18 protein-coding genes are annotated in these 16,798 nt (G+C 69.0%); 10 read left to right on the forward strand and 8 right to left on the reverse strand.

Annotated features, from left to right (window positions below):
• The 7 genes from PMI01_RS13080 to cysS form a co-directional block, all read right to left on the reverse strand.
• Nucleotides 1-183, reverse strand: a 183-nt coding sequence (locus PMI01_RS13080) for a glycosyltransferase family 2 protein (RefSeq protein WP_007669200.1), incomplete at its 3' end; no start/stop codon positions are given.
• A gap of 5 nt (nt 184-188) precedes the next feature.
• The gene (thrS, locus tag PMI01_RS13085) at nt 189-2,162 is read right to left on the reverse strand and encodes a threonine--tRNA ligase (RefSeq protein ID WP_007669210.1); all 1,974 of its coding nucleotides are present in this window, start codon (nt 2,160-2,162) and stop codon (nt 189-191) included.
• Nucleotides 2,159-2,413, reverse strand: coding sequence for a membrane protein insertion efficiency factor YidD (yidD, locus tag PMI01_RS13090; protein WP_007669212.1), 255 nt, complete (start codon nt 2,411-2,413; stop codon nt 2,159-2,161). Before yidD ends, thrS begins: the two co-directional genes overlap by 4 nt.
• Nucleotides 2,414-2,467: 54 nt before the next feature.
• Nucleotides 2,468-2,929 carry an iron-sulfur cluster assembly scaffold protein gene (locus PMI01_RS13095; protein WP_007669222.1) on the reverse strand — a complete coding sequence of 154 codons (462 nt, stop codon included), beginning with the start codon at nt 2,927-2,929 and terminating at the stop codon, nt 2,468-2,470.
• Between the two features lie 5 nt (nt 2,930-2,934).
• Nucleotides 2,935-3,399 carry an SRPBCC domain-containing protein gene (locus tag PMI01_RS13100; RefSeq protein ID WP_007669225.1) on the reverse strand — a complete coding sequence of 155 codons (465 nt, stop codon included), beginning with the start codon at nt 3,397-3,399 and terminating at the stop codon, nt 2,935-2,937.
• A 19-nt stretch (nt 3,400-3,418) separates the two neighbouring features.
• Entirely contained in the window at nt 3,419-3,931 is a 513-nt protein-coding gene (locus tag PMI01_RS13105) for a DinB family protein (protein WP_007669227.1), read from the reverse strand.
• Between the two features lie 60 nt (nt 3,932-3,991).
• Complete coding sequence (cysS, locus tag PMI01_RS13110; RefSeq protein WP_007669229.1) at nt 3,992-5,383, reverse strand: cysteine--tRNA ligase; 1,392 nt, start codon at nt 5,381-5,383, stop codon at nt 3,992-3,994.
• A gap of 189 nt (nt 5,384-5,572) precedes the next feature.
• On the opposite strand from cysS, the gene folE reads away from it, so the two are divergent.
• The 6 genes from folE to PMI01_RS13140 all read left to right on the forward strand — a co-directional run bounded on the left by folE (nt 5,573) and on the right by PMI01_RS13140 (nt 11,285).
• The gene (gene folE / locus PMI01_RS13115) at nt 5,573-6,214 is read left to right on the forward strand and encodes a GTP cyclohydrolase I FolE (RefSeq protein ID WP_007669231.1); all 642 of its coding nucleotides are present in this window, start codon (nt 5,573-5,575) and stop codon (nt 6,212-6,214) included.
• A gap of 150 nt (nt 6,215-6,364) precedes the next feature.
• Entirely contained in the window at nt 6,365-8,209 is a 1,845-nt protein-coding gene (locus PMI01_RS13120; protein WP_007669234.1) for a M14 family metallopeptidase, read from the forward strand.
• Between the two features lie 252 nt (nt 8,210-8,461).
• Nucleotides 8,462-8,863 carry an MAPEG family protein gene (locus tag PMI01_RS13125; protein WP_007669237.1) on the forward strand — a complete coding sequence of 134 codons (402 nt, stop codon included), beginning with the start codon at nt 8,462-8,464 and terminating at the stop codon, nt 8,861-8,863.
• A 59-nt stretch (nt 8,864-8,922) separates the two neighbouring features.
• On the forward strand, nt 8,923-10,254 hold the full coding sequence (locus tag PMI01_RS13130) for a TldD/PmbA family protein (protein WP_007669240.1): 1,332 nt from the start codon (nt 8,923-8,925) through the stop codon (nt 10,252-10,254).
• The gene (locus PMI01_RS13135; RefSeq protein WP_007669243.1) at nt 10,251-11,036 is read left to right on the forward strand and encodes a 3'(2'),5'-bisphosphate nucleotidase CysQ; all 786 of its coding nucleotides are present in this window, start codon (nt 10,251-10,253) and stop codon (nt 11,034-11,036) included. The genes PMI01_RS13130 and PMI01_RS13135 overlap by 4 nt, the downstream gene beginning before the upstream one ends.
• A 24-nt stretch (nt 11,037-11,060) precedes the next feature.
• Entirely contained in the window at nt 11,061-11,285 is a 225-nt protein-coding gene (locus PMI01_RS13140) for a DUF4170 domain-containing protein (RefSeq protein ID WP_007669247.1), read from the forward strand.
• Between the two features lie 146 nt (nt 11,286-11,431).
• On the opposite strand, the gene PMI01_RS13145 is transcribed toward PMI01_RS13140, so the two are convergent.
• A complete protein-coding gene (locus PMI01_RS13145) occupies nt 11,432-12,097 on the reverse strand; it encodes a tyrosine-protein phosphatase (RefSeq protein ID WP_007669249.1) in 666 nt (221 codons plus the stop codon).
• A gap of 137 nt (nt 12,098-12,234) precedes the next feature.
• Between PMI01_RS13145 and PMI01_RS13150 the strand changes: the two genes are divergently transcribed.
• The 4 genes from PMI01_RS13150 to PMI01_RS13165 form a co-directional block, all read left to right on the forward strand.
• Nucleotides 12,235-14,028, forward strand: coding sequence for an ABC transporter ATP-binding protein (locus PMI01_RS13150; RefSeq protein ID WP_007669251.1), 1,794 nt, complete (start codon nt 12,235-12,237; stop codon nt 14,026-14,028).
• A complete protein-coding gene (locus tag PMI01_RS13155) occupies nt 14,025-14,735 on the forward strand; it encodes a lysophospholipid acyltransferase family protein (protein ID WP_007669253.1) in 711 nt (236 codons plus the stop codon). Before PMI01_RS13150 ends, PMI01_RS13155 begins: the two co-directional genes overlap by 4 nt.
• A 44-nt stretch (nt 14,736-14,779) precedes the next feature.
• Nucleotides 14,780-15,802: a cation diffusion facilitator family transporter gene (locus tag PMI01_RS13160; RefSeq protein ID WP_007669255.1), complete on the forward strand. Its 1,023-nt coding sequence runs from the start codon at nt 14,780-14,782 to the stop codon at nt 15,800-15,802.
• Nucleotides 15,799-16,798: 3-deoxy-D-manno-octulosonic acid transferase (locus PMI01_RS13165; protein WP_007669257.1), on the forward strand; the 1,000-nt coding region annotated here is incomplete at its 3' end. The genes PMI01_RS13160 and PMI01_RS13165, both read left to right, overlap by 4 nt.

Raw genomic sequence — 16,798 nt, forward strand, 5'->3', positions numbered from 1 at the left:
GGGGGGGGGGGAGCCGTTGTCGATGATGACGAACTCATCGACCAACGGCTCGTTCAGCGCATGCCGGATGCTTTCGATCAGCGCCTCCCCCGTCTGGTAGACGACCATGACCACCGAGATGCGCGGCCGGACCGGGCGCGCCCCTGAGACGAAGGTCGAATGGGAGGGGAGAATGCTGTTCATCAGTCCTACGCCAACACCTCGGCGCGCGTGGCGGCGCGATGACGGGCGAGGTCCGGCGGCGTCGCTTCCTGCGTCAACGCACGAACGGCGTCTTCCAGCGACAACACCTTCTGCCCCTCGCCACCCAGGCGACGGAGGGCAACCTCTCCGTTCTCGGCTTCCTTGCGCCCGACCACTGCGATTACCGGTACTTTCGCGAGGCTGTGCTCGCGAATCTTGTAGTTGATCTTCTCATTTCGAAAATCGACTTCTGCGCGAATGCCCATCGACGTCAACCGGTCTGCGAGACCTTGGGCGTAATCGTCCGCGTCCGACGTGATGGTGGCCACGACCACCTGGGTCGGCGCCAGCCAAAGCGGCAGATGGCCCGCATAGTTCTCCAGCAAGATGCCGATAAAGCGCTCGAATGAGCCCAGGATCGCCCGGTGCAGCATCACCGGACGCTGCTTGGAGCCGTCCTCGGCCACGTATTCGGCGTCGAGCCGCTCGGGCAGCACGAAGTCCAGTTGCAGCGTGCCGCACTGCCAGACCCGGCCGATGGCGTCCTTCAGCGAGAACTCCAGCTTCGGGCCATAGAACGCGCCTTCGCCGGGGTGCAGAACCAGCGTCTCGCCCGCCGCCTCGGCGGCCGTGGCGAGGGCGGCCTCGGCCTTGTCCCAGACCCCGTCCTCGCCCGCGCGAAGCTCCGGACGCGTCGAGAACTTCACGTCGGCGAGTTCCATGCCCAGGTCGGTATAGACGCTGCGCAACAGTTCGATGAACCGGGCGCTTTCCTCCGTGACCTGCTCTTCGCGGCAGAAGATGTGGGCGTCATCCTGGGTGAAGGCCCGCACCCGCATGATGCCGTGCATGGCGCCCGACGGCTCGTAGCGGTGGCAGGCGCCGAACTCGGCCATGCGCAGCGGCAGCTCGCGGTAGCTCTTCTGGCCGACGTTGAAGATCTGGATATGGCCGGGGCAGTTCATCGGCTTGACCGCCAGGATCTCGCCCTCGGCGCTCTCGCACATGAACATGGCGTGGCCGAACTTCTCGGCGTGGCCGGAGCGCTCCCACAGGCTCTTGTCGAGGATCTGGGGCGTCTTGACCTCGCGATAGCCGGCCGCGTCCAGCCGGCGGCGCATATAGGCCTCCAGCGCCAGGTACAGCGTCCAGCCCTTGGGGTGCCAGAACACCATGCCCTTGCCCTCTTCCTGGATGTGGAAGAGGTCCATCGTCTTGCCCAGCTTGCGGTGGTCGCGACGCTCGGCTTCCTCAATGCGCAGCAGATAGGCCGCCAGGTCGGCGTCCGACGCCCACGACGTGCCGTAGATGCGCTGCAGCTGGGCGTTGTTCTGGTCGCCGCGCCAGTAGGCGCCGGCCAGCTTCGTCAGCTTGAAAGCCTTGCCGACATGCTTGGTCGACGGCAGGTGGGGACCGCGGCACAGGTCCTTCCAGTTGTCGCCCTGGTGATAGACCGTAATCGTATCGCTGGCCGGCAAGTCACGGATGATCTGGGCCTTGTAGCTTTCGCCCATCTCGTCGAAGTCGGCGATGGCGACGTCGCGGTTGACCTCCTCGCGGCGGATCTTCTCGTCGCGGTCGACGATCTGGCGCATGCGCGCCTCGATCGTGGCCAGGTCGTCCAGGCTGAACGGCTCGTCGCGGGCGAAGTCGTAGTAGAAGCCGTCCTCGACGTTCGGGCCGATCGTCACCTGGGTGCCGGGGAACAGCTCCTGCACGGCCTGGGCCAGCACGTGGGCGGTGTCGTGGCGGATCACCTCCAGCGCCTCGGGCGACTCGCGCGTGATGATCTCGAAACGCTTGTCGCCCAGCAGCAGGTCGGGCGTCAGGGCGCGATCCAAGTCCAGCAGCTGGCCGTCCAGCTTGATCAGCAGGGCCTTCTTCTCGAGCGACTTGGAGATCGAAGCGGCCACGTCGCGGCCCGTGGCGCCGTCAGGATACTGTCGGGCCGAACCGTCGGGGAAAATCAGGTCGATCATTCTTCACATTTCCACTTGCGCGGCTGGCGCGGCGGAGGCGGCGGGTCGTACCCGGAGCCGCCGAACGGATTGCATCGGCAAATCCGTCCCACCGCGAGCCAGGACCCCTTCAGGGGTCCATGATCCTTGAGCGCCTGGGCCGCGTATTCCGAACAGGTCGGCAGATAGCGGCACTGACGCCCGATGAAGGGCGAGAGCGTCGTCTTGTAGGCCTTCAGGCCCAGGTCGACGGTGCGTTCGTAGAGTGTCATGCCGGCGCTTTCGCGAACGGAGTCGGGACCTTATCGACTAGCGAAAAGTCTCGATCAAGCGGCGCCGGCGCGGCTAGTTCGGGTTTGGGTCAGGCCTGTGGCCGTACGGACAGCCTCGACCGTGGCTTCGAACGCCAAAAGCGTCGAGGCATGACGGGCGGGATAGTCCTTGACCGGCTCCAGCACGGCGAGCTCCGAAAATCGGCCCTCGGGGGGCGGGCCGTTGAACTTTAGCATAGCGTGCAAGGCGTCGCGGGCCAACTCGATCTCGGAAAGATCCGCGCCGATCACCTGGGCGCCGAGAATGGCGGCCGAGGCCTGGCCCAGGGCGCAGGCGGCCACGTCCTGCGCGAAGTCGCTGACAACGCCGTCCTTGACCGTCACGTCGACCACGATCCGGCTGCCGCACAGCTTGGCGGTCTTCTCCGCGCTGGCGTCCGGCGCGGCCAGGCGTCCCGTGCGGGGGATATTGGCCACGAGCCCCAGGATGCGGGCCGAATAGAGGTCGTCGATCATGCCGCTTAGATGGGGGTCTTCTGGCGCTGCGACCAGATGGCCTCGGCGCGCTCGCGCACCGCCTCGCCCATGCGGGTGTAGGCCGCGCGCAGGCGCCGGCGCTCGTCGCGGCTGACCAGCCGCACCAGCGGACCGACGAACAGCTCGCCGTTCGAGAAGGTGGCGTTGGTCGGCCCCATGTTCTCGATCTCGATGTAGCGGATGGCGGTCACGAAGCCGCGCAGGCGCTTGGTGCGCCAGTGCAGCTGCTCGTAGGGCACCCAGTCCTGCACCACCGCCTCGACCACCTTGGCCGGCCCATCGCCGTCCAGCACGACCTCGACGTTCAGCGGCGTGCCGATGCGCAAGGCGCCCTCGATGCGCGGGTGGACCGGGTTCCAGTCCCCCCAGGTGGCGAAGTCGGAGATCACTTCCCAGAGGATCTCGGCGGGGGCCTGCACCCCGGTGCGGTGTTCTACGGCGCGTTGCATGGTCGGCGATCTAGCACTTTCAGGAGGAAAACCCGAGTCCGCTGGCCTTCTGGAAGACCGGCAGGTCGAGGGAGGGTGGGTCGGCGCCCGCCTGGCTGAGCAGGCCGTGGACCTGGCCGCGATGGTGGGTCTGGTGGTTGAACACGTGGGCCAGGGCGGCCCACAGCGGCTGGACCACCACCGCCCCGTCGGCCATCCGGGTCCAGCGGAATTCGCCGGCCAGGGCCTCGTCGGTCAGGCCGGCGACATAGGCCGACAGGCCCGCGTCCTCGTGGACGCGGGCTTCGCGCAAGGTGGCCAGGTCGTGAAAGATCACCGCGTCCAGCCCATGCGGCGGCAGGGCCTCGCCCCGCAGTCGCGCCAGCCACATGCGGTCGGTGACCATCAGGTGGTTCAGCGTGCCGTGGATCGAGCCGAAGAACGCCCCCCGCTCCAGCTTGTAGTCGGCCTCGTCCAGCAGGGCGCAGGCGGCGTGCAGGCGATGGTTGGCCCAGGCGTTGTAGCCGGCGAACATCTGGAACAGAGCAAGCATGGCGGGTCAGCTCCCTAAACACCGCTCATCCCGGCATTCGCCGGGATGAGCAGTTGGTTTTCAGTCCTTCATGCGCCAGGTGGCCCCGGCCGGACCATCCATCACGACCACGCCCAGGGCGTCGAGTTCGGCGCGGATGGCGTCGGCGGCGGTCCAGTCCTTGGCCTGGCGGGCCTCGACCCGGCGCTTGAGCAGATCCTCGACCTTGGCCTTCAGATCGTCGTCGGCGTCGCCCTCGAACCAGGCGTCGGGATCGGCCTGCAGGAAGCCCAGCAGGGCCCCGGCCGCCAGCAGCCGCGCCTTGTTGGCCGCGATCCCCGCCTCGTCGCCGGCAGTGACCGCCCGCTCGATTGCGCTGGAGATCTCGAAGAAGCCCGACACCGCCAGCGGCGTGTTGAGGTCGTCCGACAGGGCGGCCAGCACGTCGACCGGCCCGTCGACGTCGATCGACGCCGGCGTGGTCTTGGCGCGACGCAGGGCGCCGTACAGCCGGTCCAGGGCCTTGCGGCTCTGCTCGATCAGTTCCGGCGTCCAGTCCAGCGGCTGGCGATAGTGGCCCGACAGCAGCGCCCAGCGGATCGCCTCGCCCGGCACGGTCTGCAGCAGCTCGTGCGGGATGATGACGTTGCCCAGGCTCTTGGACATCTTCTCGCCGGCCATATCCAGGAAGCCGTTGTGCAGCCAGTAGTTGGCCAAGACCGGCAGATCGTGGGCGCAACGGCTCTGGGCCAGTTCGTTCTCGTGGTGCGGGAAGGCCAGGTCGATGCCGCCGCCGTGGATGTCGATGGTCCGGCCCAGCGACTTGTCGATCATCGCCGAGCACTCGATGTGCCAGCCGGGGCGGCCGGGGCCGAACGGGCTCTGCCACTCCGGCTCGTTCTCCTTCGACGGTTTCCACAGCACGAAGTCGGCGGCGTGGCGCTTGTAGGGCGCGACCTCGACCCGGGCGCCGGCGATCATGTCGTCCAGGTCGCGGCCCGACAGCTGGCCGTAGTCCGGGAACGCCTGGGTGTCGAACAGCACGTGGCCCTCGGCGGCGTAGGCCTTACCGTTGTCGATCAGCTGGCCGATCATCGCGATGATCGGGTCCATGTGCTCGGTGGCCTTGGGCTCCAGGGTCGGCGGCAGGGTCAGCAGGCCGGCGGCGTCGGCGTGGTAGGAGGCCAGGTAGCGGTCGGTGATGACCTTGATCGCGACGCCCTCGGCCGTGGCCTTGGCGTTGATCTTGTCGTCGACGTCGGTGACGTTGCGGGCATAGACCACCGCGTCCTCGCCATAGACATGGCGCAGCAGGCGGAACAGCACGTCGAACACCACCACCGGCCGGAAGTTGCCGATATGGGCGTGGTTGTAGACCGTGGGCCCGCAGACATACATCGTCACCCGGCTCGGATCGGCGGGGACGAAGTCGCGCTTTTCGCGCGCCATGGTGTCATAAAGCTTCACGGTCATGGAAAGTTGGTCGCCTGACGTAACGGGAGGGTGTTGCCGGAGTTCGTGTGCGTCCCATATAGCTATCTGAGCGTTTTGGAACCACGCCCTTGTCGGGCGCCAGGGCGCCTTCAACGGGTGGCACGCGTAATTCCGGGGCGAACGGCGCTCCGGCGCAACTCAGCCCGTGGAAAGAAACCTCTTACAGCAATGGACGCACTGACCCGCGAGCGAACCCTGATCGGCTTCGACAACGACACCGATCTTGATCTTGACCACGCCCAGCGCCCCTCTCGCGAAGCCGCCATGCAGGCGGTCCGCACGCTGCTGGCCTGGGCCGGCGACAATCCGGACCGCGAAGGCTTGCTCGACACGCCGCAGCGCGTGGTCGACGCCTATGGCGAATGGTTCGCCGGCTATGACGGCGACCCCGCCGAAGAGCTGAGCCGGACCTTCGAGGACGTGCAGGGCTATGACGACATGGTCATGCTGCGCGGCATCGACGTGCAGAGCCATTGCGAGCACCACATGGCCCCGTTCCTCGGCAAGGCCTGGGTGGCCTACATGCCGACCGGCAAGGTAGTCGGCCTGTCGAAGATCGCCCGCGTGGTCGAGATCTTCGCCAAGCGCCTGCAGACCCAGGAAACCATGACCATGCAGATCGCCGACGCGATCTGCGACGAACTGGCCCCGGCCGGCGTGGCCGTGCTGATCGACGCCGAGCACCAGTGCATGAGCACCCGCGGCGTCCGCCACCACGACGTCTCGACCATCACCACCCAGTTCCGCGGCGTGTTCAAGACCGACAGGATGCTGCAGCAGCGGTTCATGGACCTGGTGCAGCGGAAGTAGATCGCGGCGCCTCCGCACGGGGACATGCACTTGTGCGTGTCCCCGTGAAGCCCAGTCACGGTTGGGGACACGCACAAGTGCATGTCCCCGCATGTGCGGAGCGACTGAGGGGGGCTTTCGCCGTACCAAGCGTTTCAGGGGGCGTACACGATGTGGAAGACCGGGCTGGCGGCGTTCGCCGTCGCGATGACGGCGGGCATGACCATGGCGCAGACCCCTAAGGCTCCCTGGGAGTCCGAGATCCTTCCCCCCGCCCTGGCCTGGCATGGCGCCAGCGAGAAGCTGGTCGCCAAACCGTCCGACCCGTGGATCACCCCTTCGGAACTGACCGGCCTCACCGCCTCGCCCAACTATGAAGAGACCCGCGCCTGGCTGGAAAAGCTGGACGCCGCCTCGCCGCTGATCCGCATGGAAAGCTTCGGCAAGTCGCCGGAGGGCCGCGACCTGCTGGTGGTGTTCGCCGGCAAGGACGGCGCGGCGTTCGATCCGAAGAAGCCGGTGCTGCTGGTTCAGGCCGGCATCCATCCGGGCGAGATCGACGGCAAGGACGCCGGCATGATGCTGCTGCGCGACATTTCTTTCGGAAGGGGGGCCTTCCCCGCCAAGGACGCCCTGCTCGACAAGGTCAACCTGGTCTTCGTGCCGATCTTCAGCGTCGACGGCCACGAGCGGGCCAGCCCCTACAGCCGCCCCAACCAACGCGGTCCGACGATCCAGGGCTGGCGGCACACCGCCCAGAACCTCAATCTCAACCGCGACTACGGCAAGCTCGACTCGCCGGAGATGCGGGCGATGATCGGCCTGATCAACCGGGTCAAACCCGACCTCTACATGGACATCCACGTCACCGACGGCGAGGACTACCAGTATGACATCACCTACGGCTGGGCCGGCTACAAGGGCGACTTCGCGCGCTCAAAGGCGACCAGCGCCTGGCTCGACCACAGCTTCCTGCCGGCCACCGAGGCGGGGCTGAAGGCGGCGGGCCACATTCCCGGCCAGCTGGTCTTCGCTCTGGACGATCGCGACCCCAAGAAGGGCCTGGGGGCCTCGCCGGCCAGCCTGCGCTACTCCAACGGCTACGGCGACGCCGCCCGCATCGCCACGGTGCTGGTCGAGAACCATTCGCTCAAGCCCTACCGCCAGCGGGTGCTGGGCACCTATGTGCTGCTCGAAGAGACCCTGAAGGTGCTGGCCAGGGACGGCGCCGCCCTGCGCGCCGCCGAGCTCCAGGACCGCACGGCGCGCCCCGCCGTGGTCGAGGCCAATTTCGGGACCAGTTTCGGCGGCGGCGGCGACAAGCCGATCCGCACCGTGAACTTCCTGGGCGTGCAGTACGAGACCTACGACTCCCCCGCCTCGGGCCGCAAGGAGGTGCGCTGGCTGGGCCAGCCCGATCCCCAGCCCTGGTCGCTGCCGCTCTACACCAGCGAGCCCAGCCTGAAACTGACCCCGCCCAAGGCCTACTGGATCTCCTCGGCCAAGCCCGACGTCATCGAGCGCCTGCGTATCCACGGCGTCCAGATGGAGACCCTGACGACGCCGAAAACGGTGTCGGCCGACATGATCCGCTTCCAGGCCCCCAAGCTCGCGACCCGCGCCAACGAGGGCCATGTCGAGATCGCCGCCGGCCCGGTCACCCACGAGGCCCGCACGGTCACCTTCCCTGCCGGCTCGGTGCGCGTGCCGGTCGACCAGCCGCTGGGCGAGTTGGTGAGCCTGCTGCTGGAGCCGCAGAGCGACGAGAGCTTCTTCGCCTGGGGGATGTTCCCCGAGGTGCTGCAACGCGTCGAATATATCGAGGGCTACGCCATCGCCCCGCTGGCCGAGAAGATGCTGGCCGCCGACCCCAAGCTGAAGGCCGAGTTCGAGGCCAGGCTGGCCGCCGACCCGAAGTTCGCCGCCGATCCGGACGCCCGGCTGGCGTGGTTCTACGCGCGGACGCCGTACTACGACGACCACTACCGGCTCTATCCGGTCGGGCGGGAGCTGTAGGGCCGATGGGGGCCGGGACCCCATTGACACCACCGCATTGTCATCCCGGACGAAGCGCAGCGAAGATCCGGGACCGTCGGAAGCGCCGAGTTCACGCGTCGGTCCCGGATCTTCGCGCTGCGCGCTCGTCCGGGATGACAGGCTGGGAGGCATGAAGGCCATCCTCCCGCCTGAGACGAGCCGGCTTGCCAGCGGCGTCGAACGCTGAACCTTATGCGGCCGCATATGACTTCGTTTCACGAGTAACCACCGATGGACACCATCGCCTCCGGTCACGCCGCCGCCCTGTGGGTGGGGCTGCATGTCTTCCTGCTGCTGACCCTGTCGCTGCTGGTCGTGCGCCTGCGACAGAAGCACAAGGTGGCCATGGGCGACGAAGGCATCCCCGAACTGGCCCGCGCCATCCGCGCCTTCGGCAACGCCAGCGAGTACATCCCCGTCGGCCTGGCGGCGATCATCGTCCTGGCCCTGGTCGACGCCCCGCCCCTGGCCGTCCACGTGGTGGGCCTGACCCTGTTCGCCGGCCGGCTGATCCACGCCGTGGGCCTGTCCAACAGCGGTGGCGCCTCGATCGCCCGCTCGATCGGCATGATCTGCACCTGGGTGGCCTATGTGTTCGGCGGCGTGGCGCTGCTGTTCTACGCCATCGGCTAGTTCCTCCGGCGCCGTTCAGGATGGTTGCCCCGCCCCTGCCCCCTCGTCCATAAGACCCCATGGACGAAAACCTGTTGCATGACGTGCTCGCCGCCGCGCGGAAAGCCGGCGCCGACGCCGCCGAGGCTGTGTTCGCGCAGCGCCAATCCCTCTCCGTCGGGGTCCGCCTGGGCGAACTGGAAGAGGTCGAGCGCGAGGAATCCCGCGACATCGGCCTGCGCGTGTTCGTCGGCAGGCAGAGCGCCACGGTCTCCGGCTCGGACGTTTCCGCCGAGGGCCGCGCCAAGCTGATCGACCGAGCGGTGGCCATGGCCCGCCTGGCCCCCGAGGACCAGTACGCCGCCCTCGCCCCGGCCGAGCGCCAGGCCCGCGCGCCGTTCCGCGACCTTGACCTGTTCGACCCGACCGAACCCTCGGCCGAGACGCTGGAAGCCCAGGCCCGCACCGCCGAGCAGGCTGCGCGGGCCGTCGAAGGCGTGACCAATTCCGACGGCGGCTCGTCATCCTGGAGCGCCTCGACCTGGCGGCTGGTGACCAGCGAAGGCTTCTCGGGCCTGCATCAGGCCAGCGGCTTCGGCGTCTCGGCCTCGGCGATCGCCGGCGAAGGCGCGCTGATGGAGCGCGGCGGCGAAGGCCGCTCGACCCGTCACGCCAGCGACCTGCCGAGCCCGGAAAGCATCGGCGCCACCGCCGGCCGGTTGGCGGTCGCCAAGCTGAACCCGCGCAAGATCGCCTCGACCACCGCCCCGGTGATCTTCGAGAATCGCCTGGCCATCTCGCTGCTCAGCCCGCTGATCGGCGCGATCTCCGGCCCGTCGATCGCCCGCGGGACCTCGTTCCTGAAGGACAAGTTGGGCCAGCAGATCTTCGCCAAGGGCGTGAACCTGCTGGACGACCCGTTCCGGGTGCGCGGCCTGGGCTCGGCCCCGTTCGACGACGAGGGCGTGGCCTGCGAGGCCCGCGCCCTGATCGATGACGGCGTGCTGACCACCTGGATCCTGAACATCGGCTCGGCCCTGCAGCTGGGCATGCAGTCGACCGGTCACGCCTCGCGCGGCCTGGCCGGCCCGTCGGGGGTCTCGACCCACAACCTGACCCTCCAGCCCGGAGAGCGCGACCTGGCCGGCCTGATGGCCGACGCCGGGACCGGCCTGCTGGTGACCTCGATGTTCGGCCCGTCGCTGAACGGCAACACCGGCGACTGGTCGGTGGGCTGCTCGGGCTTCTGGTTCGAGGACGGGGTCTCGACCGGTCCGGTCACCGAGATCACCGTGGCCGGCAACCTGATCGACATCTATGCCCGCCTCGTGCCCGGCTCCGACCTGGAGCTGCGCGGGGCCAGCAACAGCCCGTCCCTGCTGGTCGACGCCCTGGCGATCGCCGGCAAATGACCGACCTGGACCTGATCCTCGAGGCCGCCCGCGAGGCCGGAGCCCTGGCGGTTTCGGCCCGCGAGAAGGGCCTGAAGGTGTGGTCCAAGGACGGCGGCTCGCCGGTCACCGACGCCGACCTGGCGGTGGACGCCCTGCTGAAGGCCAAGCTGACCGGGGCGCGCCCGTCCTATGGCTGGCTGTCGGAAGAGACCGCCGACGATCCGTCCCGCCTGGCGACCAAGCGCCAGTTCGTGGTCGATCCGATCGACGGCACGGCGGCCTATCTGAAGGGCAAGCCGTGGTTCTCGGTGTCGATCGCCGTGGTCGAGAACGGCCGGCCGATCGCCGGCGTCGTGCTGGCCCCGGCCCTGGACGAGACCTACGCCGCCATCCTCGGCGGCGGCGCGACGCTGAACGGCGAGCCGATCACGCCCAGCGCGACCCTCGCGCTCGAGGACTCGGCCATGCTGGGCGACGCCAAGATGTTCGCCTATCCCGGCTGGCCCACGCCCTGGCCGGTCATGCGGGTCGAGAGCCGCAACTCGATCGCCTACCGCATCTGCCTGGTGGCCAGCGGCGACTTCGACGCCGCCATCGCCCTGTCGCCCAAGAACGAGTGGGACCTGGCGGCCGGCGACCTGATCTGCAACGAGGCCGGCGCCGTCGTGACCGACCACAAAGGACGCGGCTTCACCTATAATCGGCCAAATCCGCTGCTTCCGAGCCTGGTTTGCGCCAATCGGGCGCTTGCCCCGTTGATCCTGTCACGTGTCGGGCATATCGACCTGCAACAACGATAACTTCCGCGCAGGATCTTCCCCATCATGTCCGACAAGCAGCTTCTTCACCTCGTGATCGGCGGCGAACTGGAGAACGTTTCCGGCACCGACTTCCGCGACCTGTCGAAGGTCGAGTTCGTCGGCGCCTACGCCAGCTACGCCGACGCCCACAAGGCCTGGAAGGCCAAGGCCCAGGCGACCGTGGACAACGCGCATGCGCGGTACTTCATCATCCACGCCCACAAGCTGCTGGACCCGAGCCTGGACTGATCCAGGTCCTCCCCCTCTGGGGGAGGCGATCGCGAAGCGATCGGTGGGGGGAGTTCCAGGGTCGTTGATCCTGCCTGCGGCCTAGGTCGTATCACTCCCCCCACCGTCGGCTTCGCCGACACCTCCCCCACCGGGGGAGGACCTAGCTACTCCCGCCGCAAGATTCCCTCGGTGACGATCCCGCCGATCATCCCGGCCCGGAACGTCGCCTTCATCGCCACAGGGTCGTAGTCCGGGCTCTCCACCCACTGGGTGAAGGTCAGCCCCTTGGGCGCCGCGGTTTCCAGGTACTGCTCGAAGACGTAGTCCAGCACCCCGGTGTTGCCGTGCCGGATATGCAGATACTTCATCGACAGCTGCTCCTTGGCCTCTTCGATCGGCAGGCCCAGGCGGTAGTGGGCGTAGAGCACGCTCATGATCCCGGCCCGGTCCGCGCCGGACTTGCAGTGCATCAGGGCCGGATATTCGATGCTCTCGAACAGTTCCTTGGCGCCCAGCACGCGCTCTTTGATCGGCACCTCGCGCGAGGTGATCACGAAGTCGACCATCTTCAGCCCCAGCCGCTGGCAGGCGTCCTTCTCCAGGGCGTAGAAGCTGCCGTCGAACCCGCCGCGCAGGTTGATGACGGTCTTGATCCCGCGCTTCTTCCATTCGGCCAGCTGGTGCGGCCACGGCTGGTTGGTGCGCACCAGCTCGGGGCTGACCCAGTGGTCGTTCTTGAAACCCAGGCGCAGATAGGCGTGGTCGTTCCACAGATAGTGGAGATAGGTGCGAAACCGCCCCCAGCGGGTGGTCAGGTCGTAGCCGGGCAACGGACGTTCCTTTGGTGAAGGCCCCTAATTAGGAGCAACAGTCCTGTAATGCAAAAGCCACAGCGCCGCACGCACGCCGCATTGCCCTGCCATGGCCACGCTTGACAGTCCCCCCACGAAATCCGACCCCTGCCTCCATGACCGACCCCGCCGCGCCGCCCGCCAGCAACCGCGCCCTCGCCGCACGGGTCTGGCGCGACTATCTGAAGCCGCGCTGGAAGGGCCTGGCGGTGTCGATCGTCAGCGCCGCGATCGTCGCCTGGCTGAGCGTGTCGCTGGCCCGGATCATCGAGCCGGCCATCGACAAGCTGATCACCCACCCGCAGCCGGGGGCCCTGGTCACCATTCCGCTGACCATCGTCGCCCTGGCCGTCGGCCGTGGCGTCTTCCAGGTCATCCAGGCCAACTTCATCAACCGCATCGGCAACGGCGTGGTCGGCGACGTGCAGGTGCAGCTGTTCGGCAAGTTGGTGCGCTCGGACCTGGCCCGCCTGCGCTCGGGCCACACCGGCGGCTATGTCGCCTCGGTGCTCTATGACGCCGGCCTGATCCGCGAGGCCTCGACCACCGGGGTGATCAACTACACCCGCGAGTTCCTGACCGTGCTGGGCGCCCTGGTGGTGATGTTCCAGCTGGACCCGGTGCTGGCCGGCGGCGTGCTGGTGCTGGCCCCGCTGGCCGGGCTGATCATGGGCCGGTTCTCGCGCAAGACCACCAAGGCCGCCAAGGGGGCCATGGGCGAGACCTCCAACCTGTCGACCGCGATCATGGAGAGCCTGGACGGCATCAAGATCGTCAAGATGGAGAACCGCGAGGCCTATGAGGAGGCCCGCGTCGCCGCCGTGGTCGACCGCCGCCAGCGCCACCTGATCAAGGGCTCCAACGCCCGGGCCATGGCCGCCCCGGCCACCGAGACCTTCACCACCCTGATCATCGCCGTCGTCTTCGTCTATGCCGGCTGGCGGGCCCAGAGCGGCCAGATGACGGCCGGGGTGTTCTTCGCCTTCCTGACCAACCTCTTGATGGCCGCCCAGTCGCTGCGCCAGGTGGCCAACCTGCAGACGGTGTTCAGCGAGGGGCTGACGGCGGCCCGACGGCTGTTCTCGGCCCTCGACGTCGAGGCGACGATCATCGACCCGCCCGGCGCCGCGGCCCTGCCGGCCGGCGACTGCGCCATCGCCCTGGACGGCGTCAGCTTCGCCTATGGCGAAGGCGCCCCGGCCCTGATCGACGTGACCCTGAAGGCCGGACGCGGCGAGACCGTCGCCCTGGTCGGCCCGTCGGGCGGCGGCAAGAGCTCGATCCTCAACCTGATCCCGCGCTTCTACGATGTGACGGCCGGGGCGGTGACCATCGACGGCCACGACGTGCGCTCGGTCACCCTGGCCAGCTTGCGCGACCGCATCGCCCTGGTCACCCAGGAGCCGTTCCTGTTCGACGACACCATCCGCGCCAACATCGCCTATGCCCGGCCCAGCGCCGCCGAGGACGAGATCGAGGCGGCGGCCCGCCAGGCGGCCGCGCACGACTTCATTTCGGACCTCCCGCTCGGCTACGACACCCTGGTCGGCGAGGCCGGCGCGCGGCTGTCGGGCGGCCAGCGCCAGCGCATCGCCATCGCCCGCGCCTTCCTCAAGGACGCCCCGATCCTGCTGCTGGACGAGGCGACCAGCGCGCTGGACACCGAGAGCGAGGCCCAGGTCCAGGCGGCGCTGGAGCGGCTGATGGCCGGCCGCGCCACCATCCTGATCGCCCACCGCCTGTCGACCGTGAAGGGCGCCGACCGCATCTACGTGATCGACAGGGGCCGGGTGGTCGAGACCGGGACCCACGCCGAACTGGTGCGCCACAAGGGCCTCTACGCCCGCCTGGCCAAGGCCCAGGACCTGGACCACCTGCCGCCGGGCCTGGAAGAAGGGGCCACCGCTTGAGGCCGCTGCGCTCGCGCTGGATCATGGTGGCCATGACCAACCTGATGGTCGGCTATCTGCGGCTGACCTACGCCACCCTGCGCTGGACCCACGAGGACCGGTCGCGGGCCGAGAAGGTCTGGGCCGACAGCCTGGCGTCGAAGAGCGGCGCGATCCTGGCCCTGTGGCACTCGCGCGTGCCGGTCGGCCCCACGGCCTGGCCGCAGGGACCCGACAAGCCGGAAATCCGCGTGCTGGTCTCGCAGTCGCGCGACGGCGAGTTCATCGCCCGGGTGATCGCCAAGCTCGGCCTGCCCTCGATCCGCGGCTCATCGCTGAAGAAGACCGACACCGCCAAGAACAAGGGCGGCGAGCAGGCCTTCCGCGACATGGTCAAGTGGGTGCGCGATGGCGGGGCCATGGCCATCACCCCCGACGGTCCGCGCGGGCCGGTCGAGGAGTTGCAGAAGGGCGCCGTCGCCCTGGCCCGGGTGACCGGCGCGCCGGTGCTGTTCGTCGGCATCGCCATGCGGCCCTGCATCCGGCTCAACACCTGGGACCGCACGATCATCCCCCTGCCCTTCGCCAGGGCGGCCATGGTCTGGGACGGTCCGGCCGTCGCCGGCCGCGACGACGACCCCGACGCCCTGGCCCCAGCCTGGGGGGCGCGCCTGTCGGCGGTGTCGCGACGGGCCGAGGCGATCGTGGGGGAAACCGCTCCTGGGTGACCAGGACGATTGATCCGCCCCGCCCTTGGTGGGATGTAGGGCCCATGCCGCACGACCACGCCGACCCCGCGCACGATCACCAGGATCATGGCCACGGCCATGGACACGGCCATTCGCATGGTCACGACCATCACCACGGCCACAACCACGGTCCTGGCGGCCATAGCCATGCGCCCAAGGATTTCGGCCGGGCCTTCGCCATCGGCGCGACCCTGAACATCGGCTTCGTGATCGCCGAGACCATCGCCGGCCTGATGACCCACTCGCTGGCCCTGCTGGCCGACGCGGGCCACAACCTGTCCGACGTGCTGGGCCTGTTCATGGCCTGGGGCGCGGTGGTCCTGGCCAAGCGCGCGCCGACCGGCCGCCACACCTACGGCCTGCGCAAGGGCACGATCCTGGCCTCGCTGACCAACGCCGTGGTGCTGTTGGTGGCGGTCGGGGCCATCGCCTGGGAGGCCATCCGCCGCTTCGCTGACCCGCAGCCGATCCAGACCGGACCGGTGATGATCGTCGCGGCGATCGGCATCGTCATCAACACCGCCACCGCCCTGATGTTCATGCGCGGCTCCAAGGACGACCTCAACATCCGCGGGGCGTTCCTGCACATGGCCGCCGACGCCGCCATCTCGGCCGGGGTGGTGGTCGCGGCCGCCGCCATGTGGGCGACCGGCTGGCTATGGCTGGACCCGGTGGTCAGCCTCGGCATCGTCGTGATCATCGTGCTGGGCACCTGGGGCCTGCTGCGCGACTCGCTGGACCTGGCCCTGGACGCCGCCCCGCGCGGCATCGACCCCAAGGCGGTCCGGGACTGGCTGGCCGGGCGGCCCGGCGTCAGCGAGGTCCACGACCTGCACATCTGGGCGATGAGCACCACCGAGACCGCCATGACCGCCCACCTGGTGCGCCTTCCCGAAGCCGCCGGGGGGGGCTCCGACCACGACCAGTTCCTGCACGACGTCTGCGGCGACATGGCTAGACTCTTTAAGATCGGCCACGTCACCATCCAGGTCGAGCATGGCGGCGGGGTCGGCCCGTGCCATCTGGCCGCCGCGGACGCGGTGTGAGCCTTCCCCTGTCCCTGAGCCTCTATCGCGCGGCCACCACCGCGCTGGAACCGTTCGCGCCGCTGCTGCTGGAGCGTCGGGCCAAGGCCGGCAAGGAGGATCGCGCCCGGCTGAACGAACGCCTGGGCCGTCCGACCACGCCCCGACCCGCCGGCCCCCTGGTCTGGTTGCACGGGGCCAGCGTCGGCGAGAGCCTGTCGATCCTGCCGCTGGTCGAGCGCCTGCGGACCGAGCGGCCTGACGTCGGGGTGCTGGTCACGTCCGGTACGGTGACCTCGGCCGCGCTGCTGGGCCGTCGCCTGCCGACCGGGGCGATCCATCAGTTCCTGCCCGTCGACACCCCCGGCGGGGCGCGGCGGTTCCTCGACCACTGGCGGCCGGACCTGGCGGTGTTCGTCGAGAGCGAACTGTGGCCCAATCTGCTGCTGACCGCCAAGGACCGCGGCGTGCGGCTGGCCCTGGTCTCGGCCAAGCTGTCGGACAAGAGCTACAGGGCCTGGCAGGCGCGGCCGTTCGCGGCCGGGCGGCTGTTCGGCGGCTTTGACCTGATCCTGGCCCAGGACGGCCGCGCCGCCGACCGCCTGACCAGCCTGGGCGGAACCGTGGCCGGCGAGGCCGACCTGAAGTTCGGGTCGGCGCCGCTGCCGGTCGACGCGGCCGCCCTGGCCAGCCTGCGCGTCCGCCTGGGCGACCGACCGCTGCTGTTGGCCGCCAGCACCCATCCGGGCGAGGACGAGCTGATCCTGGCCGCCTGGCGCGCCCTGCCCGACCGTCCGCGCCTGGTGATCGCGCCGCGCCATGTCGAACGGGGCCCCGCCATCGCCGAAGCCGCCCGCGCCACCGGCGCCGGCGTCGCCCTGCGCAGCGCCGCCCCCGACGATCCGGCCGAGGTGATCGTCGCCGACACCCTGGGGGAGCTGGGCCTGTGGTGCCGCTTGGCCAACCTGACCCTGGTGGCCGGCAGCCTGGTCCCAGGCATCGGCGGCCACAACCCCC

The sequence above is a fragment of the Caulobacter sp. AP07 genome (assembly GCF_000281955.1).
In the GTDB taxonomy this organism is placed as follows: Bacteria; Pseudomonadota; Alphaproteobacteria; order Caulobacterales; family Caulobacteraceae; genus Caulobacter.